This window comes from Streptomyces sp. NPDC094147 (genome assembly GCF_044764265.1).
Lineage (GTDB): Bacteria > Actinomycetota > Actinomycetes > Streptomycetales > Streptomycetaceae > Streptomyces.
Window position 1 is genome coordinate 925,578 of record NZ_JBIWHT010000001.1, and the last position, 25,588, is coordinate 951,165.

The 25,588-nt window shown below is 69.9% G+C and carries 23 protein-coding genes and 2 tRNA genes; 9 read left to right on the forward strand and 16 right to left on the reverse strand.

Annotated elements, in window-relative coordinates; all coding sequences use genetic code 11:
- Positions 1-9 precede the first annotated feature (9 nt).
- On the reverse strand, positions 10-1,185 hold the full coding sequence (locus tag ACIQ8J_RS04185) for a sensor histidine kinase (RefSeq protein ID WP_403264542.1): 1,176 nt from the start codon (positions 1,183-1,185) through the stop codon (positions 10-12).
- 130 nt (positions 1,186-1,315) lie between these two features.
- On the opposite strand from ACIQ8J_RS04185, the gene ACIQ8J_RS04190 reads away from it, so the two are divergent.
- A complete protein-coding gene (locus ACIQ8J_RS04190; RefSeq protein ID WP_403264545.1) occupies positions 1,316-1,879 on the forward strand; it encodes a vitamin K epoxide reductase family protein in 564 nt (187 codons plus the stop codon).
- 55 nt (positions 1,880-1,934) lie between these two features.
- On the opposite strand, the gene ACIQ8J_RS04195 is transcribed toward ACIQ8J_RS04190, so the two are convergent.
- Positions 1,935-4,559, reverse strand: coding sequence for a valine--tRNA ligase (locus ACIQ8J_RS04195; protein WP_403264548.1), 2,625 nt, complete (start codon positions 4,557-4,559; stop codon positions 1,935-1,937).
- Between the two features lie 114 nt (positions 4,560-4,673).
- On the reverse strand, positions 4,674-5,156 hold the full coding sequence (locus ACIQ8J_RS04200) for an RNA-guided endonuclease InsQ/TnpB family protein (RefSeq protein WP_403264551.1): 483 nt from the start codon (positions 5,154-5,156) through the stop codon (positions 4,674-4,676).
- 623 nt (positions 5,157-5,779) lie between these two features.
- Here ACIQ8J_RS04200 and ACIQ8J_RS04205 point away from each other — a divergent pair.
- Both ACIQ8J_RS04205 and ACIQ8J_RS04210 read left to right on the forward strand, forming a co-directional pair.
- Positions 5,780-5,956 carry a transposase gene (locus ACIQ8J_RS04205; protein WP_403265239.1) on the forward strand — a complete coding sequence of 59 codons (177 nt, stop codon included), beginning with the start codon at positions 5,780-5,782 and terminating at the stop codon, positions 5,954-5,956.
- Between the two features lie 256 nt (positions 5,957-6,212).
- Complete coding sequence (locus ACIQ8J_RS04210) at positions 6,213-7,205, forward strand: hypothetical protein (RefSeq protein WP_403264553.1); 993 nt, start codon at positions 6,213-6,215, stop codon at positions 7,203-7,205.
- Positions 7,206-7,438: 233 nt separating this feature from the next.
- On the opposite strand, the gene ACIQ8J_RS04215 is transcribed toward ACIQ8J_RS04210, so the two are convergent.
- The 6 genes from ACIQ8J_RS04215 to ACIQ8J_RS04240 all read right to left on the reverse strand — a co-directional run bounded on the left by ACIQ8J_RS04215 (position 7,439) and on the right by ACIQ8J_RS04240 (position 12,541).
- Positions 7,439-7,612, reverse strand: coding sequence for a hypothetical protein (locus ACIQ8J_RS04215; RefSeq protein ID WP_403607736.1), 174 nt, complete (start codon positions 7,610-7,612; stop codon positions 7,439-7,441).
- Between the two features lie 216 nt (positions 7,613-7,828).
- The gene (gene clpX, locus ACIQ8J_RS04220; protein WP_161254410.1) at positions 7,829-9,121 is read right to left on the reverse strand and encodes an ATP-dependent Clp protease ATP-binding subunit ClpX; all 1,293 of its coding nucleotides are present in this window, start codon (positions 9,119-9,121) and stop codon (positions 7,829-7,831) included.
- A gap of 176 nt (positions 9,122-9,297) precedes the next feature.
- Positions 9,298-9,981: an ATP-dependent Clp protease proteolytic subunit gene (locus tag ACIQ8J_RS04225; RefSeq protein ID WP_403264559.1), complete on the reverse strand. Its 684-nt coding sequence runs from the start codon at positions 9,979-9,981 to the stop codon at positions 9,298-9,300.
- Between the two features lie 45 nt (positions 9,982-10,026).
- Positions 10,027-10,635: an ATP-dependent Clp protease proteolytic subunit gene (locus ACIQ8J_RS04230; RefSeq protein WP_403265242.1), complete on the reverse strand. Its 609-nt coding sequence runs from the start codon at positions 10,633-10,635 to the stop codon at positions 10,027-10,029.
- A 255-nt stretch (positions 10,636-10,890) separates the two neighbouring features.
- Positions 10,891-12,285 (reverse strand): trigger factor, encoded by a 1,395-nt coding sequence (tig, locus tag ACIQ8J_RS04235; protein WP_403264562.1) that lies wholly within the window; start codon positions 12,283-12,285, stop codon positions 10,891-10,893.
- Positions 12,286-12,464: 179 nt separating this feature from the next.
- Positions 12,465-12,541 (reverse strand) — tRNA-Pro (locus ACIQ8J_RS04240).
- Positions 12,542-12,693: 152 nt separating this feature from the next.
- On the opposite strand from ACIQ8J_RS04240, the gene ACIQ8J_RS04245 reads away from it, so the two are divergent.
- Positions 12,694-12,764: transfer RNA gene (locus ACIQ8J_RS04245), tRNA-Gly, on the forward strand.
- Positions 12,765-12,878: 114 nt separating this feature from the next.
- Here the strand turns inward: ACIQ8J_RS04245 and ACIQ8J_RS04250 are convergent.
- The 3 genes from ACIQ8J_RS04250 to ACIQ8J_RS04260 form a co-directional block, all read right to left on the reverse strand.
- Complete coding sequence (locus ACIQ8J_RS04250) at positions 12,879-13,073, reverse strand: hypothetical protein (protein ID WP_403264565.1); 195 nt, start codon at positions 13,071-13,073, stop codon at positions 12,879-12,881.
- 130 nt (positions 13,074-13,203) lie between these two features.
- Positions 13,204-13,677: an HD domain-containing protein gene (locus tag ACIQ8J_RS04255; protein WP_403264568.1), complete on the reverse strand. Its 474-nt coding sequence runs from the start codon at positions 13,675-13,677 to the stop codon at positions 13,204-13,206.
- 42 nt (positions 13,678-13,719) lie between these two features.
- Entirely contained in the window at positions 13,720-14,865 is a 1,146-nt protein-coding gene (locus ACIQ8J_RS04260; RefSeq protein WP_403264571.1) for a PP2C family protein-serine/threonine phosphatase, read from the reverse strand.
- 118 nt (positions 14,866-14,983) lie between these two features.
- Here ACIQ8J_RS04260 and ACIQ8J_RS04265 point away from each other — a divergent pair, with 118 nt between their 5' ends.
- Positions 14,984-16,216 (forward strand): GNAT family N-acetyltransferase, encoded by a 1,233-nt coding sequence (locus tag ACIQ8J_RS04265; protein ID WP_403264574.1) that lies wholly within the window; start codon positions 14,984-14,986, stop codon positions 16,214-16,216.
- Here the strand turns inward: ACIQ8J_RS04265 and ACIQ8J_RS04270 are convergent.
- Together ACIQ8J_RS04270 and ACIQ8J_RS04275 are read right to left on the reverse strand one after the other, a co-directional pair.
- On the reverse strand, positions 16,204-17,013 hold the full coding sequence (locus ACIQ8J_RS04270; RefSeq protein ID WP_403264577.1) for an Fpg/Nei family DNA glycosylase: 810 nt from the start codon (positions 17,011-17,013) through the stop codon (positions 16,204-16,206). The two genes, ACIQ8J_RS04265 and ACIQ8J_RS04270, sit on opposite strands and share 13 nt — an antisense overlap.
- Positions 17,014-17,022: 9 nt before the next feature.
- The gene (locus ACIQ8J_RS04275; protein WP_403264579.1) at positions 17,023-17,511 is read right to left on the reverse strand and encodes a ribose-5-phosphate isomerase; all 489 of its coding nucleotides are present in this window, start codon (positions 17,509-17,511) and stop codon (positions 17,023-17,025) included.
- Positions 17,512-17,858: 347 nt separating this feature from the next.
- On the opposite strand from ACIQ8J_RS04275, the gene ACIQ8J_RS04280 reads away from it, so the two are divergent.
- Positions 17,859-19,340: an amino acid permease gene (locus ACIQ8J_RS04280; protein WP_403264582.1), complete on the forward strand. Its 1,482-nt coding sequence runs from the start codon at positions 17,859-17,861 to the stop codon at positions 19,338-19,340.
- Here ACIQ8J_RS04280 and ACIQ8J_RS04285 read toward each other — a convergent pair.
- The gene (locus ACIQ8J_RS04285) at positions 19,304-20,884 is read right to left on the reverse strand and encodes a protein kinase (RefSeq protein WP_403264585.1); all 1,581 of its coding nucleotides are present in this window, start codon (positions 20,882-20,884) and stop codon (positions 19,304-19,306) included. The two genes, ACIQ8J_RS04280 and ACIQ8J_RS04285, sit on opposite strands and share 37 nt — an antisense overlap.
- Before the next feature lie 213 nt (positions 20,885-21,097).
- Here ACIQ8J_RS04285 and ACIQ8J_RS04290 point away from each other — a divergent pair, with 213 nt between their 5' ends.
- On the forward strand, positions 21,098-21,790 hold the full coding sequence (locus ACIQ8J_RS04290) for an LPXTG cell wall anchor domain-containing protein (RefSeq protein WP_403607738.1): 693 nt from the start codon (positions 21,098-21,100) through the stop codon (positions 21,788-21,790).
- A gap of 61 nt (positions 21,791-21,851) precedes the next feature.
- Entirely contained in the window at positions 21,852-23,204 is a 1,353-nt protein-coding gene (locus ACIQ8J_RS04295) for an FAD-binding oxidoreductase (RefSeq protein ID WP_403264591.1), read from the forward strand.
- 35 nt (positions 23,205-23,239) lie between these two features.
- Here the strand turns inward: ACIQ8J_RS04295 and ACIQ8J_RS04300 are convergent, their stop codons facing one another.
- Positions 23,240-23,827 (reverse strand): biotin transporter BioY, encoded by a 588-nt coding sequence (locus ACIQ8J_RS04300; RefSeq protein ID WP_403264594.1) that lies wholly within the window; start codon positions 23,825-23,827, stop codon positions 23,240-23,242.
- A gap of 259 nt (positions 23,828-24,086) precedes the next feature.
- Here ACIQ8J_RS04300 and ACIQ8J_RS04305 point away from each other — a divergent pair, with 259 nt between their 5' ends.
- Positions 24,087-25,454, forward strand: a complete 1,368-nt coding sequence (locus ACIQ8J_RS04305) for an amino acid permease (protein WP_403264597.1) — start codon at positions 24,087-24,089, stop codon at positions 25,452-25,454.
- Positions 25,455-25,588 lie beyond the last annotated feature (134 nt).

Consider the following 25,588-nt stretch of genomic DNA (forward strand, 5'->3'; position numbering starts at 1 on the left):
CGACACCCCCTAGGGGGTGTCCCCCGCCCCGATCGTCCCGGCCGGAAGCGTCGCCCGGACCTCGTACGTCGTTTCGGTACGGGTCGTCGCGAGGGTGCCGCCCATGGACTCCACCCGCTCCCGCATCGAGAAGGTCCCGGTCCCCGTGGACACCGGGTCCTTCACGGGCGCCGAGCGGGGCAGCGGATTGAGCACGGTGACGACCAGGTTCCCGGCCGCGAGCCGGATCGTCACCGCGACCGGCTCGCCCTGGGCGTGCTTGACCGCGTTGGTCAGGCACTCCTGGACCACCCGGTAGACCGCGGCCTGGCGCAGCGGGGACAGCCGGTACGCGGCCTCGGCGATGTCGAGGCCGACCGGGGTGCCCGCGCCGCGGCTCTCCTCGGCCAGCGCGGCCAGACCGTCCAGGCCCGGCGTCGCGGTGCGCCGGTCGGCCCGGCGGACGATGATCTCGTTCAGCATGAGGTGGGCCCGGCGCGCGGTGTCGGCGAGCTCCTCGAAGTCCTTGTGGTGCGGCTCGTTCCTGGCCCGCAGGGCGAGCACCTCGGAACGCACCGCGAGCATCGTCAGCTCCCGGCCCACCATGTCGTGCACGTCCCTGGCCACCGAGACCCGCTCGGCCTGCACCGCCTGGAGGGCCGCGGTCTCGGCCCGCTGGGCCTCCAGTTCGCGTACGAGGTCGTGCCGGTAGGCCGAGATGCCGACCCCGGAGGCGAGCACGCCCACCGGCACCACGATCGCCAGGAACGAACTGAGCGTCTCGCCCCGGCTGTCGGGCCAGCCCGGCAGGTTGAACAGGACGTACGCGACCGCGATGTACCCGGCGGTGGCCAGCACCGCCGCCCGTCGGCCCCGGAAGCGGCCGAGCGAGTACAGCGCGAACTGCACCAGGTTCAGCTGGTGCAGCCAGCCCAGGTAGCCCAGCGCGGCCAGGAACGGCAGCCACGGCCAGCGGCGCCGGAAGAGCAGGGTGGCGGCTCCCAGCGCGAGGACCGGGGGCGCGGTGTAGCTGTTGAGGGAGTTGTCGGCCTTGGCGAGGCCGGGCACGTCCAGGATCATCAGGCCGAAGCAGCTCAGCGCGATCAGCACGTCCAGGGCCCGCTCCTCGCCCACCCAGCGCGCGCTGAGGGCGCGCACCGCCGCCAGCGCGCGGCGCGGCGCGGAGGTGGCGGACGTGAGGTGCATGCCCTCCATCATCCAAGGTCTTTCGACCCGAACACCCCGGCCGAACGGCCTACATTTAGTGATATGTCGCACGCGGCCCCGGACCGTTCGGCCCTCCCCCGGCACCCGTGAAGATCCCTAACGTGGCGGTATGGCAGTCCCCTCCTCCCGCCCGTCCGCACGCGGCCCCGCCCTGCTCCTGCTGCTCGGCGGACTGCTCGGCACGCTCGCCTCGGCCGCCCTGACCCACGACCGCATCCGCACCCTGGCGGACCCGTCCTTCACCCCCGGCTGCTCCATCAACTCCGTACTGAACTGCGGCGACGTCATGGACACCTGGCAGAGCAATCTGCTCGGCTTCCCCGACATGCTGCTCGGCGTCGGCGCGTTCGCGGCCCTCGCGGCGCTGGGGCTCGCGCTGCTGGCGGGCGCGGAGTTCCCGCGGTGGCTGTGGCTGGGCATCTGGGCGGGCGTCGCCGCGGGCTTCGCCTTCACGGTGTGGCTGATCAGCCAGTGCCTGTACGCCATCGGGGCGCTGTGCCCCTGGTGCCTGCTGGTCTGGGCGGTGATGATCCCGCTGTTCTGGTACGTGACCCGCCAGGTCGCCCGGCCCCGCTCCTGGGTCCGCCGGGTGCCGCACTGGCTGGTGCCGCTCGGCATGTACACGGTGGTGGCGGCGCTGGTGTGGGCGGAGTTCGGCGACCGGCTGCGGTGAACGTACGCGTGAGGAAGGCCCCCGGAGCGATGCTCCGGGGGCCTTCTCGGGTGACTCAGCCCTGCGGCAGGGCGGCGATCTGGTTGCTGATCCGCTCGATGTCGGCCTCCGCCTTGGCGAGCCGCGTACGGATCTTGTCGACCACGTTGTCCGGGGCCTTCGCGAGGAAGGCCTCGTTGCCGAGCTTCTTGTTCGCGTCCGCCTTCTCCTTCTCGGCCGCCGCGAGGTCCTTGGTCAGACGCTTGCGCTCGGCCTCGACGTCGATGGTGCCGGACAGGTCGAGGGCGACGGTGGCGCCCGCGACCGGCAGCGAGGCGGTGGCGTGGAAGCCCTCGCCGGCCGGCTGGAGACGCAGGAGCTGACGGATGGCCGCCTCGTGCGGGGCCAGCGCGGTGCCGGTCAGGGTGAGCTCGGCCGGGACCTTCTGGCCGGGCTGCAGACCCTGGTCGGACCGGAACCGGCGGACCTCGGTGACGACCTGCTGGACGAGCTCGATCTCGCGCTCGGCCGCCTCGTCACGGAAGCCGCTGTCCTTCGGCCAGTCCGCGACGACGAGGGACTCGCCGCCGGTCAGCGTCGTCCACAGGGTGTCGGTGACGAACGGGACGATCGGGTGCAGCACCCGCAGCATCACGTCGAGGACCTCACCGAGGACCCGGCCGGACACCTCGGCCTGCTCGCCGCCCGCGAAGAACGTCGTCTTCGACAGCTCGACGTACCAGTCGAAGACCTCGTCCCACGCGAAGTGGTAGAGCGACTCGCTCAACTTCGCGAACTGGTAGTCCTCGTAGTACGCGTCGACCTCGGCCACGGTCTTGTTCAACCGCGACAGGATCCAGCGATCGGTCGCCGACAGCCGCTCCACGGGCGGGAGTTCACCCTCGACGGTGGCGCCGTTCATCAGCGCGAAGCGCGTCGCGTTCCAGATCTTGTTGGCGAAGTTCCGGGACGCCTGGACCCAGTCCTCGCCGATCGGGACGTCGGTACCGGGGTTGGCCCCCTTGGCCAGGGTGAAGCGGACGGCGTCCGAGCCGTACTTGTCCATCCAGTCCAGCGGGTTGACGGTGTTGCCGAACGACTTCGACATCTTCTTGCCGAACTCGTCGCGGACCATGCCGTGGAACGCGATGGTGTGGAACGGCGGCACGTCGTCCATGACGTACAGGCCAAACATCATCATCCGGGCGACCCAGAAGAACATCAGGTCGTAGCCGGTGACCATGACCGAGTTCGGATAGAACTTCGCCAGGTCCTCGGTCTGCTCCGGCCAGCCCATGGTCGAGAACGGCCACAGCCCGGACGAGAACCAGGTGTCGAGGACGTCGGTGTCCTGGGTCCAGCCCTCGCCGCTCGGCGGCTGCTCGTCCGGTCCGACGCAGACCATCTCGCCGTCCGGACCGTGCCAGACCGGGATCCGGTGGCCCCACCACAGCTGGCGCGAGATGCACCAGTCGTTGAGGTTGTCGACCCAGTCGAAGTACCGCTGCGTCATGTCGGCCGGGTGGATGTTGACACGCCCGTCGCGGACCGCGTCACCGGCGGCCTTGGCCAGCGTCTCGACCTTGACCCACCACTGCATCGACAGGCGCGGCTCCAGCGTGGTCTTGCACCGCGAGCAGTGGCCGACCGAGTGGACGTACGGACGCTTCTCGGCGACGATCCGGCCGTCGGCCCGCATGGCCGCGACGATCGCGGAGCGCGCCTCGAAGCGGTCCAGGCCTTCGAAGGGGCCGTGCACCGTGATGACGCCGCGCTCGTTCAGGACCTCGATCGACTCAAGGTTGTGGCGCTGGCCGATGGCGAAGTCGTTCGGGTCGTGCGCCGGGGTCACCTTGACGCAGCCGGTGCCGAACTCCGGGTCGACGTGGGTGTCCGCGACGACCGGGATCGAACGGTCGGTCAGCGGCAGCTTGATGAGGGTGCCGATCAGGTGCTGGTAGCGCTCGTCGTCCGGGTGGACGGCGATCGCGGTGTCACCCAGCATCGTCTCGGCGCGGGTGGTCGCGACGACCAGGGAGTTGTCGCCCTCGCCGTACTTCATCGAGACGAGCTCGCCGTCGTCGTCCTGGTAGTCCACCTCGATGTCGGAGATGGCCGTCAGACAGCGCGGGCACCAGTTGATGATGCGCTCGGCACGGTAGATCAGCTCGTCGTCGAACATCTTCTTGAAGACGGTCTGGACGGCCTTGGACAGGCCTTCGTCCATGGTGAAGCGGTCCCGGCTCCAGGCGACACCGTCACCGAGGCGCCGCATCTGCCCGGCGATCTGCCCGCCGGACTCCGCCTTCCACTGCCAGACGCGCTCGACGAACGCCTCACGCCCGAGGTCGTGGCGGGACTTGCCCTCCTTGGCGAGCTCCCGCTCGACGACGTTCTGCGTGGCGATACCGGCATGGTCCATGCCCGGCTGCCACAGCGTCTCGAACCCCTGCATCCGCTTGCGGCGGGTGAGGGCATCGATCAGCGTGTGCTCGAAGGCATGGCCCAGGTGCAGCGAGCCGGTGACGTTCGGCGGCGGAATGACGATCGTGTACGCGGGCTTCTCGCTCTTCGCATCGGCCTCGAAGTAACCGCGCTCTACCCAACGCTCGTACAGCTCCCCCTCTACCTCGGCCGGCGCGTACTGGGTCGGCAGTTCGGTGGTGGGCGCTGGATTCTGCTGCTGAGTGTTCTCGGTCACGGGGTCAGTTTAGGGGCGGTGGCAGCTCACGATGAAACGGGAATGTTTCTTGGCATCCTCCCCGCAGCGGCCTGCGAGGATTCCTCGCTCCCGACGGGCGGAAACGCGAAGGGTTCACGCGTGCGTCCGGCTGGTGCCGGGCATGACCGGCCGGGTGCGGCCGGTCGGTGCGTGCTGTTCACCGCAGTGCCCTGCGGCAAAGGCGGTGCCCACCGGCGCTCGAAGGGCGCGATCGAGCGTCACCGCGGCTGCGTTGTGGTCGGCGTCGTCCACGTGTCCGCAGTTGGTGCAACGGAAGGTGTCCCGATCGGTTCGGGACGCCGGGTCGCGGTGGTGGCAGACCCGGCACGTCTGAGAGGTGCCCGCGGCCTCCACGGCGACGAGCACCGACCCGTACATCGGGCGTTTGTAGGCGAGCTGCCGTCGGCGCTCCCCCGGGAGGTTGTCGAGGATGCCGCGATTGAGTCCCGTCTTCCGCCAAGGGGGCTGTGCACCGCGCTTGGCGCTCTTCGTCATGGCCTTCACCCGCAGACCCTCGACGGCGACCAGGCCGTGGCTCTTGGCCAGGCCGGCGGTGAGCTCGTGGGTGAAGTCCACCCTCCGACGGGCTTGCCGGGCCTTGAGGCGAGCGATCTCGCGCAGGGTACGGCGCAGGCCGCGTGCCGTACCTTCCGCCTCGGTGTTTGCGCGCGTGACGCATCTGCCGCGCCTTCCGCCGCTCCAGCCCTTCCAGCCGCCGCCTCTCGCCCTCGGTCATCGACCGAGGCATGAGCCGTGGCTGCGCCTCGTCGGAGAGGTAGGCGGACTGCCTGACTCCGAAGTCGACGCCGACCGGCGGTAGTTCGTTGGCGACGACTGTCTGATCGCGCGTGCACACGGCGAGACTGATGTACCAGCGCCCCGAGGCTTCCGTGCGAACCGTCGCGTTCCGGATTTCGCCCCCGAGGGCGCGGGACAGCCGGAACTTGACCTCGCCGAGGTTCGGAATCCGCACGAAAGCCCATTTCCGATTACCTGCCTTACACGAACCGCCTGGCCGGGAAAGGGGATGGAGAGCCGCGCGGATCGCTTCTTGAACCGAGGGAATCGGGCGGACGCCGACCTGGCTGCCCTCCGAGCTTGACGCCTGGCGGGCGGAACATCCCGCGAAGAGGCCACGGCCGCGCCCGCAGCGGCGCATCGAGGCCTCACGGCCCCGTTCCGACACCTCGTTCCACGACCTGGCGGCGCATATCGCTTTCGTCACCCTGCACCGTCGGGCGCTGCTGACCGCCGAGATGCTGCGCCCAGCGGAGCGCTCCCTGAGGGAGGCCGCTCGGGCGGCCAATGCTGAAGTCGAGGGCTTCGCAGAAGCGCCCGACCACATTCGTGCCATGGTCCGCTATCCGGCCGCCTAGCCGCCCCGACCTGGCCAGAAAGCTCAGAGCCGCCTCTGAACGCACCCTGCGGCAGAGCGGTGTGTCGCAGATCTGGGCCCGTTCGCACTTCGTCGCCTCCGCCGGAACCGATCCCTCCGGCCGGATCGACGAGTACGTGCAGGAACAGGAACAAGTCGTCAACAGCTAGACATCAAAGGACCCCGGGTGCTGCGGGCCACCCCCCTTTCGGTCAGGATGTCTGGATCGGATAAGCATCCCTAGGGGGAACCCAGCAATGAGCTACAACCAGCCGGGCCCGTACGGTGGCCAGCCTCAGCAGCCCGGTCCGTACGGCCAGCAGCCGCCGCAGCAGCCGTACGGGCAGCCCGGTCCGCCGCAGCCCGGCTACGGCTACCCGCAGCAGGCGCCGCAGGGCGTCCCGCCGCAGCAGCCCGGCCCGTACGGGCAGCAGCCGCCGCAGCAGCCCTATGGGTACCCGCAGCAGCAGCCGCCTTACGGCCAGCCGCCCCAGCAGCCCCCGTACGGCCAGCAGCCTCCGTACGGCGCCCCGATGCCCATGCCGCCGGCCCCGCCGAAGAAGAAGACCGGCGTGATCATCACGGCCGTCGTCGTGGCGGTCGCGGTCATCGGCGGCGGCGTGTGGTTCCTGACGAAGGGCGGCGGCGCCAGCAACAGCGACGTGTCCGCCAGCACCAAGGGCTACAAGGTCGTCCTGCCCGCCACGGTCGAGGACTACAGGAAGTCCTCCGCGGGCGACCAGACGACGCCCATGACCGACACGCAGAAGCAGAAGGCCGAGGGCCTCGGCGTCAAGAACCCGCAGCAGGTCGCCACCGAGTACAACTCGGGCGACACCAAGAACCCGCTGACCAGCAAGGCGATTCAGGTCCAGGCTGTCTGGGGCCAGATCAGCGACCCCGCGAAGGTGATCGACGCGTCGTTCCAGAACGCCACGGAGAACACCAAGAAGAGCACGACCATCAAAGCGCAGCTCATCGGCACGGCCAAGCTCGTCAAGCCGGCCGGGTTCTCGGGCGCGCTGATGAAGTGCCAGGACATGAAGTTCACCAACTCCGGCAGCGACGGGTCGGCGGAGAAGGGGCCCAAGGAGTTCACGGCCCCGGTGTGCGTGTGGGCCGACTACAGCACGTACGGCGTTGTGATCCTGATGGACCTGGGCAAGGCTGCGATTGGTGGCGGCGCGAGCCAGGACGACGCCGCCAAGCTGACGGCCTCGCTGTACAACACGGCCCGCCAGAAGGCCTAGCCGTACATCGGCACACAGCAAAGGGGCGCCCGGACAGTCCAGCCGGGCGCGCCAAGTGGTCGGCCGGGCGACTCAAACGGCGCTCCAGAGCGTGCACTACGCCCGGCCCGGCCGAGTCACCTCATGCGCGGGAACACGCCTCTTGCGCGTCGTCGGGCTTCACACCTATGGAGACCATTCCCCGCCACGCACACGGGGTTTGCCCAGGGCAAACCCTTGATCGTGCAGGCATGCTACAGAACGAGGCCGACGTTATATCCGGCACGGTCCAGGTAGTTGTCGCAGACGATGGCCGTGGCATGCGCTGTCCCGGCAGCCATCAGGGGTACGGCCACGGTGGCCGCGACCACCAGGCCGCAGCACTGATGGCGCGCCCCACCTTGAGCAGTGTCGTCGTCGACCTCCATGAGTAGCGATCGGGTGCCCTGCACACCCGCCGCGCCCAACAAGATCATCAGGCCCCTCGGAATCTAGAGTGGATCATGGAAGTGTCTTGAGCAGGTTCCGGCTTGACCGAGACCAATCTGTCCACCGCAACGAGACAGCGGACACAAAGGCGCTCGCCGCAAGGGGGTTTACCCCTTGCGGCGAGCGCCTTTGCACACCCACGCAGCGCCTGGCGGCTACGCCGACTTCTCGTGCCGCCCGTCGTTCTTCACGATGCGCGGCTCGCGCGGGACCAGTGTCGGGTTGACGTTGTTGCGGACGACGTCCGCGGTGATGACGACGCGGGCGACGTCCTTGCGGGACGGGACCTCGTACATCACCGACTGGAGGACCTCCTCCATGATGGCGCGCAGGCCGCGCGCGCCGGTGCCGCGCAGGATGGCCTGGTCGGCGATGGCCTCCAGGGCCGGGCGGTCGAAGTCCAGCTCCACGCCGTCGAGTTCGAACAGGCGCTGGTACTGCTTGACGAGCGCGTTGCGCGGCTCGACGAGGATCTGGAGGAGCGCCTCGCGGTCGAGGTTGTGGACCGAGGTCAGGACGGGCAGGCGGCCGATGAACTCCGGGATCATCCCGAACTTCACCAGGTCCTCCGGCATGACCTCCTGGAACTGGTCGCTGGCCTCGATCTCGCGCTTGGAGCGGATGGTCGCGCCGAAGCCGATGCCCTTCGCGCCGGCCCGCGACTCGATGATCTTCTCCAGGCCCGCGAAGGCGCCGCCCACGATGAACAGCACGTTCGTCGTGTCGATCTGGATGAATTCCTGGTGGGGGTGCTTGCGGCCGCCCTGCGGGGGAACCGAGGCCGTGGTGCCCTCAAGGATCTTGAGCAGGGCCTGCTGGACGCCCTCGCCGCTCACATCGCGGGTGATCGACGGGTTTTCGCTCTTACGAGCCACCTTGTCGATCTCATCGATGTAGATGATGCCGGTCTCGGCCTTCTTGACGTCGTAGTCGGCGGCCTGGATCAGCTTGAGGAGGATGTTCTCGACGTCCTCGCCGACGTAGCCGGCCTCCGTGAGCGCCGTGGCGTCGGCGATGGCGAACGGGACGTTGAGCATGCGCGCCAGGGTCTGGGCGAGCAGCGTCTTGCCGGAGCCCGTGGGGCCGAGCAGCAGGATGTTGGACTTGGCGAGCTCGATCGCGTCGTCGCGGCCCGTGCCGCCGCCGTTCTCGCCGGCCTGGACCCGCTTGTAGTGGTTGTAGACCGCCACCGAGAGGGCCTTCTTGGCGGGCTCCTGCCCGACGACGTACCCCTCGAGGAACTCGTAGATCTCGCGCGGCTTGGGAAGTTCCTCCCACCGCACCTCGGAGGACTCGGCGAGCTCCTCCTCGATGATCTCGTTGCAGAGGTCGATGCACTCGTCGCAGATGTACACCCCGGGGCCTGCGATGAGCTTCTTCACCTGCTTCTGGCTCTTTCCGCAGAACGAGCACTTGAGCAGGTCGCCGCCGTCACCGATGCGTGCCACGAGGTGCTTCCCCTTCGCCTGGGAGACGCCATGTGCGCCGCCTCCTGGTGCCTACTGCGTTTTCCGGGGGGACACCCCCAGACCCCCTACCGACGGTACCTTGCCGAGCCCCTCGTTCGGGCCCCCCTTGGCGCGGTTCACTTCTCCGTGGACCGCGCCAAGGCCGTCGAAGCGGCTCAGGCCGCCGCGGCGGTCGTCGTCTTGCGGGTCGCGACGATCTGGTCGACCAGGCCGTACGCCAGCGCGTCCTCGGCCGTGAGGATCTTGTCGCGCTCGATGTCGTCGCGGATCTTCTCGATCGGCGTGGTCGAGTGCTTGGCCAGCATGTCCTCCAGCTGCGTACGCATGCGGAGGATCTCGTTGGCCGCGATCTCCAGGTCGGAGAGCTGCTCGCGGCCGGTGCCGCCGGACGGCTGGTGGATCAGCACCCGCGCGTTCGGCAGCGCCATGCGCTTGCCCGGCGTACCGGCGGCCAGCAGGACCGCGGCGGCCGAGGCGGCCTGGCCCATGCAGACCGTCTGGATGTCGGGCTTCACGAACTGCATGGTGTCGTAGATCGCCGTGAGGGCGGTGAAGGAACCACCCGGGCTGTTGATGTAGATGGAGATGTCGCGGTCCGGGTCCATCGACTCCAGGCACAGCAGCTGCGCCATCACGTCGTTGGCGGACGCGTCGTCGATCTGCACGCCGAGGAAGATCACGCGCTCCTCGAAGAGCTTCGCGTACGGGTCGTACTCGCGCACGCCCTGCGAGGTGCGCTCGACGAAGCGCGGGACGATGTAGCGGTTGTCGACCTGCGGGCCCGTGTAGAGGCCGCTCGCGTTGGCCGGGGTGAAGTTGCTCATTGGGGTGTTCACCATCCTGGTGGCGTTCAAGTGGGCGGGGGAAGCGGTGCGGGCAGGGGCTCAGGCCCCGGTGCCGCCGCCGCCCGGAACGCCCGAGGCAGCGGAGATGATCTCGTCGATGAGGCCGTACTCCTTGGCCTCCTCCGCCGTGTACCAGCGGTCGCGGTCGCCGTCGCGGATGATCGTCTCGACGGTCTGGCCGGAGTGCGCGGCGGTGATCTCGGCCATGCGCTTCTTCGTACGGATCAGGTACTCGGCCTGGATCTTGATGTCGGAGGCGGTGCCGCCGATGCCGGCGGAGCCCTGGTGCATCAGGATGTCGGTGTTGGGGAGCGCGAAGCGCTTGCCGGCGGTGCCGCCGGTCAGCAGGAACTGACCCATCGAGGCCGCCATGCCCATGCCGATGGTGACCACGTCGTTCTGGATGTACTGCATGGTGTCGTAGACCGCCATGCCGGCCGTCACCGAGCCGCCGGGGCTGTTGATGTAGAGGTAGATGTCCTTGTCCTGGTCGGCAGCGGCCAGGAGGAGCATCTGGGCAGTGATCTTGTTGGCGATCTCGTCGTCGACCTGCTGGCCGAGGAAGATGATGCGGTCGTTGAGCAGTCGGCTGTAGACCTGGTCGCCGAGGCCACCACCGAAGGACGGCTCACCGGCGGCGTAAGGCATCAGATTCGTCACGTATCCACCTGCTCGTCTCTGACGGCTTCGGCCGTCTCAGCGTCTTCGTTCCGGGGGCTCGGGCTCCGGCTCGGAGACTCCACCACCCTCGTATTCATGGACCCTAACGCGCAGGTGGGACAACGCCATCCCGGTTCCCGAACTGTTCGCTCGGAGCGCAAGGTGGTTGAACCGGAATTACGTACGAAGAGGGGCCCGTACGCGGCTGCGTACGGGCCCCTCCCACGGGATTCAGGGTGAGGCTCAGGCCTCGGTCTTCTCCGCGGCGTCGACCTCGACGGCCTCGCCCTCGGCGGCGGCGACGACGGCCTCGGCGACCTCTTCCTCGTCGTCCTCCAGGTCCACGGGCTCACCGTTGGTGTCGGTGACCTTGGCGGCCTCGACCACGACGGCGAGCGCCTTGCCGCGGGCGACCTCGCCGACGAGCATCGGCACCTGGCCGCCCTCGACGACGGCCTGGGCGAACTGGTCCGGGCTCATGCCGGAGGAGGCCGCACGCCGCATGAGGTGCTCGGTGAGCTCCTCCTGGTTGACGTTCAGCTTCTCCTTGTTGACGAGCTCGTCCAGGATGAACTGGGTCTTGATGCCCTTGACCGCCTGCTCCTCGGTCTCGGCGGTGAACTCTTCCTCGGTCTTGCCCTGGATCTCCAGGTACTTGGCGAGGTCGATGCCCATCTGGCCGAGCTGGTGGTGCTCAAGGTTGTGCTTGCGGGTCTGGATCTCGTCCGCGAGGAGCTTCTCGGGGATCGGGACCTCGGCCAGCTTCAGGAGCTCGTCCAGGACGCGCTCCTGGGCCTGGGTGGCCTGGTCGTACTGCTTCATGTTCTCAAGGCGCTTGCGGCTGTCGGCCTTGAGCTCGTCCAGGGTGTCGAACTCCGACGCGAGCTGCGCGAAGTCGTCGTCCAGGGCGGGCAGTTCACGGGCGGCGACCTGGGTGACCTTGACGGTGACCTCGGCCTCCTTGCCCTCGGCCGAGCCGCCCTTGAGCTCGGAGGTGAAGGTGGCCTCGCCACCGGCCTCCAGGCCCTTGACGGCCTCGTCGATGCCTTCGAGGAGCTCGCCGGAACCGATGGTGTACGAGACACCCTCGGCCACGCCGTCCTCCAGGACCTCGCCGTCGACCTTGGCCTGCAGGTCGATCGTGACGACGTCGCCGTCCTCGGCGGCACGCTCGACGGGGGAGGTCGAGGCGAAGCGCTCGCGGAGCTGCTCCACGGACTTCTCGACGTCCTCGTCGCTGACCTCGACGGCGTCCACGGTGACCTCGATGCCGGAGTAGTCCGGGATCTCGATGGTCGGGCGGATGTCGACCTCGGCGGTGAAGTTCAGCGTCTCGCCGTCCTTCAGCTCGGTGATGTCGACCTCGGGCTGACCCAGCGGGTTCAGCTCCGCCTCGTTGATCGCCTCGGTGTAGAACTTCGGAAGCGCGTCATTGACAGCCTCCTCCAGCACGGCGCCACGACCGAACCGCTGGTCGATCACTCGGGCCGGGATCTTGCCCTTGCGGAAGCCCTTGACCGTGACCTGCTGGTTGATCTTCTTGTACGCCGCGTCGAGGCTGTCCTTGAGCTCCTCGAAGGGCACCTCGACAGTGAGCCGAACCCGAGTCGGGTTCAGGGTCTCCACGGCGCTCTTCACGGTTCGGTCTCCTTGTGGCTGACTTCTTGGGGGTTCTGCCTAAGACCGACGGTCTCCGGCGGATCGGGCCCGGTACATCGGATTCATCAGACACACGGGCACGCAGCTTGCATAGTAGCCGCAAGCTGGATGCCGCCCACAATGTGATCTTGTGCGCGGAGATCGCACGTCGGTGACGCTGGTCGGGGTGGCGGGATTTGAACCCACGGCCTTCCGCTCCCAAAGCGGACGCGCTACCAAGCTGCGCCACACCCCGTCGGTGCGACACGTAGGGTACATGCCCGCGGGGAGTACGTCGGCCGCTTTGTTTCCCGGGTGCCGTCGCGCGGATGCGGTGTGCACGTCCGGGGTGCGACCCGCTACGATGCTCTACGTGCCGCGGTCGCTACGACCTGCGGCGCGGTGCTTGCGGGCGTAGCTCAATGGTAGAGCCCTAGTCTTCCAAACTAGCTACGCGGGTTCGATTCCCGTCGCCCGCTCTGTTGTGCATCGGGGCCAGGTCAGAGGGAGAACCTTTGAACTGGCCCCGGTCGCGTTCCGGGGCGGTGTTCGCCGGGCCCCCTGTCGCTCGGGGGTCGGACTGACGCTCGGGGTCAGAACTTGATCTGGTTGATCGAGTCCGCTATCGAGTTCAGGAAGCGCTGGATCGAGGGGGCCATGCCCGTCGAGGCCAGGAAGAAGCCGAAAAGTACCGCGACGATGGCTGGGCCGGCCTTGATGGAGCCTCCGCGGATCAGCACCACGAGGATGACTGCCAACATCAGCACCACTGACAGCGAAATGGCCACAACTGATCACACACCCTTGGTCGGTCCGCCCTTGCCGGCCCGGGAGCGTGCCGCGCACGCTCCCGCGAGCTCTATCGTGCCACCAACACCCCTGTGGTTGTTCCCGGGTGACGAATCGCCAAGGTAAGGATCAGGCCAACCGCGAGTCGGCCTCAGGCGGTTCGGCAAGGCCGAGCAGGCGGCGCACCTCTGTGTACTTGGCCGTCAGGCGGGCCCGGGTCGGCTCGTCGAGGACGGCCAGACGGGCCGGGTCGGCGTTGTGCGCGAGGTCGGACTCCTTGATCAGGAGCGCGCCTTCGGTGGCCAGGATGCGCCGGGTGTAGGACTCCGGTCGCTCCCCCGGGCGTTTGGTCAGCGCGAGCACCAACGCCTTGACGGAGTACGGGAGTTCGGCGGAATCCAGCCACTGAGGAGACAGCGCGTCGTCCTCGATCGCGTCGTGCAGCCAGGCCGCTTTGATCTGGTCGTCGCTGCCGCCCCGCACCCGGACGCCCTCGGCCACCGCCGCGAGGTGCTCGGCGTACGGCCGGCCCGCCTTGTCGGTCTGGCCCTCGTGGGCCGCACGGGCGATCGCTTCGACTTCGGGGAGGCTGAGGATCGGCATGGCGTCGACTGTACGACGGGGCGAGCGGGCGGTGGCCACCCCCTACGCCTCCCTGCGGATCAGGAGCAGCGCCCGGTCGTCGTTGACGTCCTTCGCGACCGCCTCGATCAGGTGCCAGGCCGCCCCGTCGAATCCCGTCGCGACATAGCGGTCGGCCTCGCCGGTCAGGCGGTCGATGCCCTCGCTGATGTCGCGTTCGGAGGTCTCCACCAGGCCGTCCGTGAAGAGCATCAGCACGTCGCCGGGGGCCAGTGAGCCCTTGGCCGGGTGGAATTCGGCACCGTCGTAGACGCCGAGCAGCGGGCCTTCGGCACTCTGTTCGTGCCAGCGGCCCGAGCCCGCGTGGAGCTGGAGGGCCGGGGGGTGGCCGGCCGAGAGGAGCTGGTAGTCCCCCGAGTCGAGGTCCAGGACCAGGTGGATGGCGGTGGCGAAGCCCTCGTCCCAGTCCTGACGCAGCAGGTAGCCGTTGGCCGCGGGGAGGAAGGCGTGCGGCGGCAGGGAGCCGAGGAGGCCGCCGAAGGCGCCGGAGAGCAGCAGCGCGCGGGAGCCCGCGTCCATGCCCTTGCCGGAGACGTCGGTGAGGACGACTTCCAGGGTGCGGCCGCCGCCAGTGCGGGCGGCGACCACGAAGTCGCCGGAGAAGGACTGGCCGCCCGCGGGGCGCAGCGCCATCTCGCGGTGCCAGCCCTTGGGGAGGCGGGGCAGCGCGCTCTGGACGCGGATGCGTTCGCGCAGGTCGAAGAGCATGGTGCCGCCGCGCCGCCAGGGCACTCCGACGCGGGCCCGGAACTGGGCGATGAGCAGGCCGAAGAGCCCGCAGGCGGCGACCACGAGGACGGTGCCCGGGGTGACCCGGTCCGCTCCCGCGGTGTACGGGCCGAGCTCCACCGACTCCACGATCAGCGCGGTCGCGGCCGCGGCGTACAGGCCGAGGAGGTTGGCGGGCCGCAGCAGGAGCCCGCCGGCCACGATCGGCAGGACCAGGGCGGCGGGCGCGCACCACGTGGGGGCGAGGAGGGTGGCACAGGTGATGACGGGGACGGTGAGGAGCAGACCGGCCAGCGCGATCCAGTCGGAGCCGTCGCCGCGGAAGTAGTCGACGCCGGATTTGCGCACCGCGATACGGACCCGGTGCAGCGCCTTGCGCCACCGGGCGGTGAACGAGTCCGCTCTCGTCGCACGTGCCATTGCCCAGGACCCTATCCAGCCCGCGGGGCCGCGCGCAGGTGACCCCCGTGGACGGAGCCGGGCAGGGCGGTCGAAATCGGGTCGCCCGCCGGGGCGGCTCCCTGGTAGGCATGGGCATATGACAACGGAGCTGCGGGCTTTGGACCCGGCCGAGTGGGACGACTGGTACGCGGCGATCGTGGCGGCGTTCGGCGGCGTGCCGGACGCCCCGGAAGAAGTGGAGCTGTGGCGCGACGAGCTGATCGATCCGCAGCGGTCGATCGCGGTGTGGGACGGCGCGGTGTGCGTGGCGGCCACCAGCACCTTTCCGTTCCGGATCAGCGTGCCGGGCGGGGCCGTGGTGCCGGCCGCGGGGGTCACCGCGGTCGGCGTGATGGGCACGCACCGCCGCCGCGGCATCCTCACGTCGATGATGCGGCGCCAGCTCGACGGCGTAAGGGCGCGGGGCGAGGCGCTCGCGGTCCTGACGGCCTCCGAGCCCGCCATCTACGGGCGGTTCGGGTACGGCATCGCCACCCTCGCGCTGTCCGCCGAGATAGACACGGCCAGGGTCCGGCTCGCCCTTCCACCGGGCACGGACGAGGTACGGCTGCGGTACGCGAAGGTGGACGAGTCGCTGGCGCGGTGCGAGGCGCTGTACGCGCGCCTGGTCCCGGGGCGGCCGGGCAGGCTCGCCAGGCTGCCGGGCTGGGACCGGATGGTGACGCTCGACCCGGAGTCCCGGCGGGGCGGCGGCTCGCCGCTCCAGTGCGTGCTCGCGGAGCGGGACGGGGAACTGGTCGGCTACGCGCGCTACCGGGTCGCGGTGACCGGCGAGCCGACGGGGGTGGCCGGCACGGTGTCGCTCGCGGATCTGGAGGCGGCGGACCCGGCGGCGTACGGGGCGCTGTGGCAGTACCTCTTCGACCTCGATCTGACGTCCACGCTGAGCGTGAAGGGCCGGCCGGCCGACGACGCGTTCCAGCACCTGGTCTCCGATGTCCGCCGGTGCGGGGTGCGGCTGCGGGATGCGCTGCACGTGCGGCTCGTGGAGCTCGGCGCGGCGCTGGAGGCGCGTACGTACGCGGCGCCCGTCGATGTGGTCCTGGAGGTCGAGGACGCCTTCTGTCCGTGGAACGCGGGCCGCTGGCGGCTCACCGGTGACACCAAGGGCGCGTCCTGCGTACGGACCGACGACGCGGCCGAACTGGCGCTGTCCGTACGGGAGTTGGGCGCCGCCTACCTGGGCGGGATCACGCTGGCCTCATTCGCGGGCGCGGGCCGGGTGCGCGAGCTGCGGCAGGGGGCGCTCGCCGAGGCCTCGACGGCGTTCGGCAGCGAGCTCGCGCCCTGGCTGCCTCACGGCTTCTGACAGCCGGGGCACCAGAACAGATTGCGGGCGGCGAGATCGGCGGTGCGGATCTCGCCGCCACAGATGTGGCAGGGCCGGTGGGCGCGGCGGTAGACGTACACCTCGCCGCCGTGGTCGTCCACGCGCGGCGGGCGGCCCATCGCCTCGGGGGTGTGCTCGGGGCGGACGGTGTCGATCCGGTTGAGCCGGACGCCCTCGCGCATCAGCTCCACGAGGTCCGCCCAGATGGCGTCCCACTCGGCACGGCCGAGGTCCTTGCCGAGCCGGTAGGGGTCGATGCCGTGCCGGAAGAGGACTTCGGCGCGGTAGACGTTGCCGACGCCCGCGACGACCTTCTGGTCCATGAGCAGGGCGGCGATGGTGGTACGGCTGCGGGAGATCCGCTGCCAGGCCCGCTCGCCCGTGTCCGCCGCGCGCAGCGGGTCCGGGCCGAGCCGGTCGTGTATCGCCCGCTTCTCGCCGTCGGTGATGAGCGCGCAGGTCGTCGGGCCGCGGAGGTCCGCGTACGCCTCGTCGTTGACCAGGCGCAGCCGTACGGTGTCGGTGGCCGGCGGGGCCGGTGCGTCGCCGAAGCCGTACTTGCCGAACAGGCCCAGGTGGATGTGGACCCAGCCGGACGGTCCGAAGCCGAGGAACAGGTGCTTGCCGTGGGCCTCTGCGCTCTGAAGGACCTGGCCGTCGACCAGGGCCGCGCCGTCCGAGAACTTGCCCTGGGGGCTGGCGGCACGCAGCGGCCGGCCGCCGAACGCGAGGTCGTGGTCGGCGGCCAGCCGGTGGATCGTGTGCCCCTCAGGCATGAGCGGCGATCAGCCCTGCTGCGGGTGGTGGGCCGGGATCTCGGGGAGCTTGCCGGTGTTCTCGTACTCCGACAGCATCTCGATGCGGCGGGTGTGGCGCTCCTCACCCGAGTACGGCGTGCTCAGGAAGATCTCGACGAACTTGGTCGCCTCCTCCTGGGTGTGCATCCGGCCGCCGACGGAGATGACGTTGGCGTCGTTGTGCTCGCGGCCGAGCGCCGCGGTCTGCTCGCTCCAGGCCAGCGCGGCACGGACGCCCTTGACCTTGTTCGCGGCGATCTGCTCGCCGTTGCCGGAGCCGCCGATCACGATGCCCAGCGAGTCCGGGTCGGCGGCCGTCTTCTCGGCGGCACGCAGGCAGAACGGCGGGTAGTCGTCCTGGGCGTCGTAGATGTGCGGACCGCAGTCCACGGGCTCGTGCCCGTGGGCCGTGAGCCACTCGACGAGGTGGTTCTTGAGTTCGAAGCCGGCATGGTCGGAGCCGAGGTACACGCGCATGCCCCCGAGTGTGGCATGCGCGGGGCCGGACAGGGGGAAGTGGGTGCGGGACTTCGGTCCCGGCGCACGAGTGTCGTTCGGCCCAGGGGGTGTCCGGTGGATCAGGGCCGGGGTCGCGACGTCTGGCACGGCACCTCGCCGCGTTGCCGAAACGCCCCGATAGCTCCGCTATCGCGACGCTCCGGCGCCTTGCGATGCACCGCACCAGCCGCCGCGCCCTATCCGACCCTGATCCACCGGACACCCCCAGTACAACGATCCGGATTCAGGTCTTCCGTCCCGAACCGGACCGGGTTTCAATGCACGGGCTCGTAACCCGAGTGCTCCGAAGACGTAAGGAAGCGTCCATGACCTCGCAGCCGACCCTGGCCAAGGAAGACGGCCTCCCCGGCAACCCCGGTTCCGGTTCGCCCGCTCCCGGCGGCCCCCACAACGGCCTCCAGGCGGGTCTCAAGAACCGTCATCTGTCCATGATCGCCATCGGTGGCGTGATCGGCGCCGGCCTCTTCGTGGGGTCCGGTTCCGGTATCGCCGCGGCCGGCCCCGCCATTCTGCTCTCGTACGCACTCGTCGGCGTGATGGTCGTCTTCGTGATGCGGATGCTCGGCGAGATGGCCGCCGCCCGCCCGTCGTCGGGCTCGTTCTCGGCGTACGCGGACCGCGCGCTCGGCCGCTGGGCCGGGTTCTCGATCGGCTGGCTGTACTGGTTCTTCTGGGTCGTGGTGCTCGCGGTCGAGGCGACGGCCGGCGCGAAGATCCTGCACACCTGGGTGCCGGGGGTCCCGCAGTGGGGCTGGGCGCTGATCGTGATGGTCGTGCTGACCGCCACCAACCTCGCCTCGGTCTCCTCGTACGGCGAGTTCGAGTTCTGGTTCGCCGGGATCAAGGTCGTCGCGATCGGCGGCTTCGTGGTCATCGGGATGCTCGCGGTGTTCGGCGTGCTGCCGGGCTCGAACAACCCGGGCGCGGGCTTCGCGCACCTCACGGACGCAGGCGGATTCTTCCCCAAGGGGTACGGGGCGATCCTCACCGGTGTGCTGATGGTCGTGTTCTCCTTCATGGGCAGCGAGATCGTGACGCTGGCCGCCGGTGAGTCCGAGGACCCGCGCCGCGCCGTGACCAAGGCCACCAACAGCGTGATCTGGCGGATCGCGGTCTTCTACCTCGGTTCGATCTTCATCGTGCTCACGCTCCTGAAGTGGAACGACCCCTCGATCGTCACCGACGGCTCCTATGTGGCCGCGCTCAAGACGATCGGCATCCCGCACGCCGACCAGATCATGAACGTGATCGTGCTGACGGCGGTGCTCTCCTGCCTCAACTCCGGTCTGTACACGGCCTCCCGGATGGCGTTCTCGCTCGGTGAGCGCGGGGACGCGCCGCGCTCCTTCGCGCGCACCAGCGGGCGGGGCGTGCCGCGGGTCGCGATCCTGTGCTCGGTCGTGTTCGGCTTCGTCGCGGTCTTCTTCAACTACAAGTGGCCGGACACCGTCTTCGCGTTCCTGCTCAACTCCTCCGGCGCGGTCGCCCTGTTCGTGTGGCTGGTGATCTGCTTCACCCAGCTGCGGATGCGCGGGATCATCCTGCGCGAGTCGCCGGAGAAGCTCACCGTGAAGATGTGGGGCTTCCCCTATCTCACCTGGCTGACGGCAGGGATGATCACCTTCGTCCTCGTCTACATGCTGTTCGACAAGTCCGGCCGCGAGCAGGTGCTCCTGTCGCTGCTCGTCGCGGCGATCGTCGTCGTGATCGCGGTGGTCAAGGAGAAGGTGCTGGCGGGCCGTGCCACCTCCTACAGCGGGGTGAAGGAAGACGTCACCGCGTCATAGGCCGCGCGGGCGGCGGGTTCGGTGTCGGCCTGGTACCAGGTGTTGACCTGGTACGACTTGCCGCCTTCGTTGAAGCCGGTCTGGCGGGCCTTCCAGGGCACGCCGTTCTGGGTGAAGTCGTAGTCCCAGACCACGGCGGGCTGTCCGTGGAAGGTCGTCCGGTCGAGCCGGATCTTCCGGTAGCCCGGCACGTCGTGGGAGGCCGCCTCGGCCTCCTGCCACTGGGCCAGGAGATCGCCGCCGCGTACGAGTGCGTACGAGGCGGCGATCTCCTGTTTTCCGCCCGGTGCGTGGTAGTGCACGTTGGAGGGGCTCTTGGCGGTACGGGTCCAGCCCTTGGGCGGTATCCAGGCGAAGCCGGTCTCGTCGATGGAGCCGGGCGGCGGGGTCGCCGAGGGGGCACGCGAGGTGCCGGCCACGGTCGGCGGCGCCGAACTGACGGAGCCGCTCGCGGTGCCGCCGCCGTGCCGACTGACGGTGGTGGCGATCAGGACGGCGGTCACGGCCGCCACCACGACAACCGCCGCGGCCAGGAGCCGGTTGCGGCGCCGACGCCCGGCAGGCGGATCCGGCCGCGCGGGTTCCGGGGTAGGGGACAACTCCCTTGGCGGGGGCGGCAGTTCAGCGCGTACGACGACCGGAACCGGCCGGAGTGGCGCCTCGCCGGGCACCGCCAGGGTGGGGGGATGCGGCGGCGCGGCCGGGCCCGCGGCGAGGACCGTCGGGGGCGCGGCGATCGGCATCAGGCGGGTGGTGAGCTCGGTCAGGCCCGGCCGCCGCTGCGGGTCCTTGACCAGGAGCGCGCCGAGGATCTGGGCCAACGGGCCTGCGGCCGCCGGGAGTTCGGGCTCCTCGTAGAGCACGGCGTGCAGGGTGGCGATCGTGGTCGCGCGGGCGAACGGGGAGCGCCCGCCGACCGCCGCGCACAGGGTGGCGCCGAGCGACCACAGGTCGGAGGCCGGGCCCTGCGGTTTGCCGGTGACCCGCTCGGGCGCCATGTAGTCCGGGGAGCCGACCAGCATGCCGGCCACGGTGAGTGCCGCGGTGTCCTGGATGGCGGCGATGCCGAAGTCGGTGAGCACGACCCGGCCGCCCGGGGCGAGCAGGACGTTGCCGGGCTTGATGTCGCGGTGCAGTACGCCCACCGCGTGCACCTCGACAAGGGCCGCCGCCAGGCCGATCCCGATGCGGGCGGCCTCGCGGGGCTCGACGGGCCCCTCCTCGACCAGGAGTTTCTCCAGCGAGCGGGACTCGACCAGCTCCATCACGATCCAGAGCCGGTCGCTCTCCTCGGCCACCACGTCGTAGACCCGCACCACGTTGGGGTGGTCGATGCGGGCGGTGGCGCGGGCCTCGCGCAGGCTGCGTTCGCGCCGGACGCGGCTGTCCTCCGCGTCGAGGTCATCGATGCGCATTTCTTTTACGGCGACCTGCCGGTCGAGTATCTCGTCCGCCGCCCGCCACACCCGCCCCATTCCTCCCTGGCCAATTGTTTCGCATAGGCGGTAGCGTCCAGCGACCAATAGCCCCCGAGTTCCCGGCATGACCACCCACCCCCTCAGAACCGCCTGTGACCAGGACTGATTCACTACGGTGACACCATCACAGCATAATTGGCGGAAATCTTGTGGGACCCTTCTCCGCAGAGACGCACCCACTACGGGTGAGGGGATGGGGAAATGCACGTTCGAAAATCCAAAGGATCTCTTTTCGCCACCGCATTCGCGGCACTATTGATATTTCCGTTCGGGGCGGGCGTGGCCGCGGCCGCCGGACCGACCCCCGGCAGCAGCCAGGGCGGAACACCGGGGCCGAGCGCGCCGCCGGACGTGAAGATCTCCACCGAGCTGCCGTCGACGATCAAGGTGCACAACGCCACGGGCCGCACCACCCTCACCGCGAAGGTCGTCAACCACGGGAGCAAGGACACCGGCCGGATCACCCTGACCGTCCTCGGCCTGGACGGCATGCGGATCACCGGCGTGACGGGCTGTGCGCCGGTGCCGAAGAACAAGCTGCAGCCGATCACCAACAGCGGGTTCGCCTGCGCGATCTCCGATCTGGCGCCCGGCAAGGAGCGGTCGTACACCGTCTCGGCGACGTACGACCTGTCGAAGACCGGCAAGATCTGCCTGCCGGTGACCGCGGGGACCGGCGACCAGGTGCTCTGGCAGCAGGGCCCGGTGCCGTTCGGCGCGGCCAAGCCGTCGCCGAACGCGCCCGACACCCCGCTGCTGCTCGGCACCGACAACGTGCCGGCCGCCCCGCCGTCGGGCACGGCCTCGCCGTCGCCGTCCCCGACCGGCCCGGCGCCGCCTCCGCAGCTGCCCAGGACCGGCATCAACGACGGCGTGCTGCCGCTCGCCGCGGCCGGGGTGCTGTTCCTGATCGCCGGTGGCACGGGGCTGTGGTGGACCACCCGGGGCCGCAGGCGGATGTCCAGGATCTGACGAACACGCCCGTTCGAAAAACCTGACGGCAGGTGTCAGGTTTTCGCGGGAAGCTCTCCCCATGTCCAGCAAGCAGGCAGACGGAGGGCTTCCCGTGCAGACGTTCCACCCCGGCGACAGCGGCTACGACACCGAACTGGCCGGATACCAACTCGGGTTCACCCAGCGCCCCGCCGTCGTCTTCGCGGCCGAGAGCGCCGCGGACGTGCAGCGGGCCGTGCGATACGCGGCCGAGCGCGGGCTTCCCGTCGGGGTGCACGCCACCGGGCACGGGCTCGCGGGCAGCACCGAGGGCGGGGTGCTCGTCACCACCCGCCGGATGGACTCCCTCGCCGTCGACGCCGGGCAACGCACGGTACGCCTCGGCGCGGGCGTGTCATGGGGGCAGGTCGTCGCGGCCGCGGCCCCGCACGGGCTCGCCCCACTGAACGGCTCGGCGCCCAGCGTCGGCGCGGTCGGCTACACGCTGGGCGGCGGACTCGGCATCCTGGCAAGGGAGTTCGGGTACGCGGCCGACCACGTACGGGCCCTGGAGGTCGTCACCGCGGACGGCGAACTGCGCGAGGTGACGGCCGACAGCGACCCCGACCTCTTCTGGGGACTGCTCGGCGGCGGCGCCAACCTCGGCGTGGTGACCGCGCTGGAGACCGCTCTGGTGCCGGTGGCCCGGCTGTACGGGGGCCAGCTCGCCTTCGACGGGGAGCGGCTCGGTGAGCGCGTACTGGAGGAGTACCTGCGCTGGACCGCGACAATCCCGGACAGTGTGACCTCCTCGCTCCAGGCCATCCAGTGGCCGGACGCCGAGTGGGTGCCCGCGCCGGTGCGGGGGCGGTACGTGGTGACGGTGCGGGTGGCGTTCACCGGGAGCGCCGAGGAGGGCGAGCGGCTGGTGGCTCCGCTGCGGGCGATCGGGCCCGCGATCATGGACGACCTGCGGGAGATGGCGTACACCGAGTCGCCGTCCATCCACCGCGACCCGGAGCACGCGCACCCCTATTACGGCAACGGCGCGATGCTGCGCGACGTGGCTGCGGCGGCGCTGGCGCAGGCGCTGCGGCTGACCGGGCCCGAGGCGCCCACGATGTGCGTGGTGCAGCTCAACCACCTGGGCGGCGCGCTGGCGAAGCCCGCGCCGAACGCGGTGCCGCACCGCGAGGCGGACTTCCTGCTGCGCGTCCTGACCCCGTTCGCGGAGGATCAACTCACCGCCGTGCGCGCCCTCCACGCGGAGGTCCTCACCGCGCTGAAGCCGTGGACTCTGGGCCGCTCCCTCAACTTCACGTTCGGCGACGCGGAGTTCGGCGGTACCGAGGGTCTGTACGGCGAGGAGAACGAGAAGAGGCTCACCGCGGTGAAGTCGGTGTACGACCCGGCGAACCTCTTCAGGAACAACTACAACGTGAACCCGGCGTAGCCGAGCGGGGTCTGGGGGGCGGCGCCCCCAGGTCCTCAGGCCCGGCGGCCGATCAGCTTCCACGCCGCGGGGAGCAGCCCCATGGCCAGCGCGGCCTTCAGGGCGTCGCCGAGCAGGAACGGGGTGAGACCGGCGGCGACCGCGGCGCTCAGCGACATCCCCGTCGACGCCGCGAGGTAGGGCACGCCCACCGCGTAGATGACCGCGGAGCCGAGCACCATGATCCCGGCCGTGCGCAGCACCGTGCGGTCGGCCCCCCGACGGGCCAGCGCGCCGACGACCGTCGAGGCGAGCAGCATGCCGAGGACGTAGCCGAACGAGGCGCCGCCCGCGCCGGACGTGGCGCCCGCGAACCACGGCACCCCGGCCATGCCGACCAGGGCGTACAGCGCGAGCGAGAGGAAGCCGCGCCCGGCGCCGAGGCCCGCGCCGACGAGCAGCGCGGCGAAGGTCTGCCCGGTGACCGGCACGGGCGTGCCCGGGATGTGCACCGCGATCTGGGCGGCGACACCGGTGAGCGCGGCGCCGCCGACGACGAGCGCGATGTCCTTGGTGCGGGAGGCGGGCAGCAGGTCGGCGAGTACCGATCCGGTGCGGGGGGCGGCGGCGGACGCAGTGCTCATCGGAACTCTCCGGCGGGTATTGGGCGGCGGGACGTGCTGGGACACCGTGACGTTAGCCCACCGAATCTCGCTGGATCACCAGCAGCCGTCCACAAAGCGGGCGTTGAAGGCTTGGTGGGGTCTGCACAAAGGCCGGGATTCATGCACGGCTCGGCGTGACCCTCATCACTGCGGTGATGGTGTTGGGTGCCCCTTTTGCGCCAGGGGCCGTGACTCGGGGAGACTGTAGGTTCCCCATAAATCGAAAGTTACGAGCGCCATGCACGACTCCTTGCCCGCGGAGCCCCTCTCGCACGGGCTGAAGCAGCGCCATCTGACCATGCTCGGCCTCGGCGGGGTGATCGGCGCGGGGCTCTTCGTGGGGTCGGGCGCCGGGATCGCGGTGGCGGGTCCGGGCATCGTCGTCTCGTATCTGATCGCGGGCGCGATCGCGATGCTGATCATGCGGATGCTGGGCGAGATGTCGTCGGCGATGCCCGCGTCGGGTTCGTTCTCGGTGCACGCCGAGCGGGCGCTCGGCCGCTGGGCCGGGTTCAGCGTGGGCTGGCTGTACTGGTTCCTGCTCGTGGTGGTGCTCGCCGTGGAGGCGACCGGCGCCGCGAAGATCGCGAACGGGTGGGCGCCGGGGGTGCCGCAGTGGGCCTGGGTGCTGATCTTCATGGTGGTGTTCACCGGCGCCAACCTGGCCGCGGTCAAGAACTTCGGCGAGTTCGAGTTCTGGTTCGCCGCCCTGAAGGTCTTCGCGATCGTCGCGTTCCTGGTGCTCGGAGTGCTCGCGGTCTTCGGGGTGCTGCCCGACACGTCGGCGGTCGGCATGTCCAACCTGACCGGGCGGGGCGGCTTCCTGCCGGCCGGGTGGAGCGGCGTGGTCTCCGGGGTGCTCGCGGTGATCTTCGCGTTCGGCGGTCTGGAGGTCGTCACGATCGCCGCCGCCGAGTCGGACGACCCGGCGCGCGCGGTCGGCCGCGCGGTGCGCAGCGCGGTGTGGCGGATCCTCTTCTTCTACGTCGGCTCGATGCTGGTCATCGTGACGCTGCTGCCGTGGACGTCGATGAAGCCGGGCCAGAGCCCGTACGTCGCGGTGCTCGACTCGATCGGCATCCCGTCGGCCGGCCAGATCATGAACATCGTGGTGTTCGTGGCGCTGCTCTCCGCCCTCAACGCCAATCTGTACGGGTCATCGCGCATGGTGTTCTCGCTGGCCGAGCGGGGCGAGGCGCCGAAGGGGCTGCTGAAGGTGTCGGGCGGCGGGGTGCCGCGCCGGGCGGTGCTCGCGTCGGTGGCCTTCGGGTTCGTCTCCGTACTGCTCAACCTGAAGTGGCCGGACTCGGTGTTCCTCTACATGCTCAACGCGGTCGGTGCGGTGCTGCTGTTCGTGTGGGCGCTGATCGCCGTCTCGCAGCTGCGGCTGCGGCGCCGCATCGAGCGCGAGACGCCGGAGCGGCTGACCCTGAAGATGTGGGCCTTCCCCTATCTCACCTGGGCGGCGCTCGCCGCGATGGCGGCGGTCCTGGTGCTGATGCTGTTCGACGACACCGCCCGGCCGCAGGTGCTGTGGTCGACGGGGGCGACGGCGGCGGTGCTTCTGGTGGCGGGGGTACGGGAGTTGCGCACGCGCCGCGCGTGAAGTTCATGTAAACGAAACGCACAGGAGTCTTCACCCTGTGTGAGTCGGGTGTCCGCATACCGGTCGGGTGTTCCCTCTGAGCGGAGCCGCACAGAGACTGTGGGCTCCGCGCCGCCGACCCGGTGGATCAGCTA

What these genes read in the sequence shown, in the direction of transcription:
- ACIQ8J_RS04280 (WP_403264582.1), top strand. Translation starts at nt 17,859, where the DNA reads ATGACCTCGCAGCCGACCCTGGCCAAGGAAGACGGCCTCCCCGGCAAC.
- ACIQ8J_RS04285 (WP_403264585.1), bottom strand. Translation starts at nt 20,884, where the DNA reads ATGCCGGGAACTCGGGGGCTATTGGTCGCTGGACGCTACCGCCTATGC.
- ACIQ8J_RS04265 (WP_403264574.1), top strand. Translation starts at nt 14,984, where the DNA reads ATGACAACGGAGCTGCGGGCTTTGGACCCGGCCGAGTGGGACGACTGG.
- ACIQ8J_RS04230 (WP_403265242.1), bottom strand. Translation starts at nt 10,635, where the DNA reads ATGCCTTACGCCGCCGGTGAGCCGTCCTTCGGTGGTGGCCTCGGCGAC.
- ACIQ8J_RS04210 (WP_403264553.1), top strand. Translation starts at nt 6,213, where the DNA reads ATGAGCTACAACCAGCCGGGCCCGTACGGTGGCCAGCCTCAGCAGCCC.
- ACIQ8J_RS04190 (WP_403264545.1), top strand. Translation starts at nt 1,316, where the DNA reads ATGGCAGTCCCCTCCTCCCGCCCGTCCGCACGCGGCCCCGCCCTGCTC.
- ACIQ8J_RS04260 (WP_403264571.1), bottom strand. Translation starts at nt 14,865, where the DNA reads ATGGCACGTGCGACGAGAGCGGACTCGTTCACCGCCCGGTGGCGCAAG.
- ACIQ8J_RS04225 (WP_403264559.1), bottom strand. Translation starts at nt 9,981, where the DNA reads ATGGTGAACACCCCAATGAGCAACTTCACCCCGGCCAACGCGAGCGGC.
- ACIQ8J_RS04215 (WP_403607736.1), bottom strand. Translation starts at nt 7,612, where the DNA reads ATGGAGGTCGACGACGACACTGCTCAAGGTGGGGCGCGCCATCAGTGC.
- ACIQ8J_RS04255 (WP_403264568.1), bottom strand. Translation starts at nt 13,677, where the DNA reads ATGCCGATCCTCAGCCTCCCCGAAGTCGAAGCGATCGCCCGTGCGGCC.
- ACIQ8J_RS04295 (WP_403264591.1), top strand. Translation starts at nt 21,852, where the DNA reads ATGTCCAGCAAGCAGGCAGACGGAGGGCTTCCCGTGCAGACGTTCCAC.
- ACIQ8J_RS04270 (WP_403264577.1), bottom strand. Translation starts at nt 17,013, where the DNA reads ATGCCTGAGGGGCACACGATCCACCGGCTGGCCGCCGACCACGACCTC.
- ACIQ8J_RS04275 (WP_403264579.1), bottom strand. Translation starts at nt 17,511, where the DNA reads ATGCGCGTGTACCTCGGCTCCGACCATGCCGGCTTCGAACTCAAGAAC.
- ACIQ8J_RS04185 (WP_403264542.1), bottom strand. Translation starts at nt 1,185, where the DNA reads ATGCACCTCACGTCCGCCACCTCCGCGCCGCGCCGCGCGCTGGCGGCG.
- ACIQ8J_RS04300 (WP_403264594.1), bottom strand. Translation starts at nt 23,827, where the DNA reads ATGAGCACTGCGTCCGCCGCCGCCCCCCGCACCGGATCGGTACTCGCC.
- ACIQ8J_RS04305 (WP_403264597.1), top strand. Translation starts at nt 24,087, where the DNA reads ATGCACGACTCCTTGCCCGCGGAGCCCCTCTCGCACGGGCTGAAGCAG.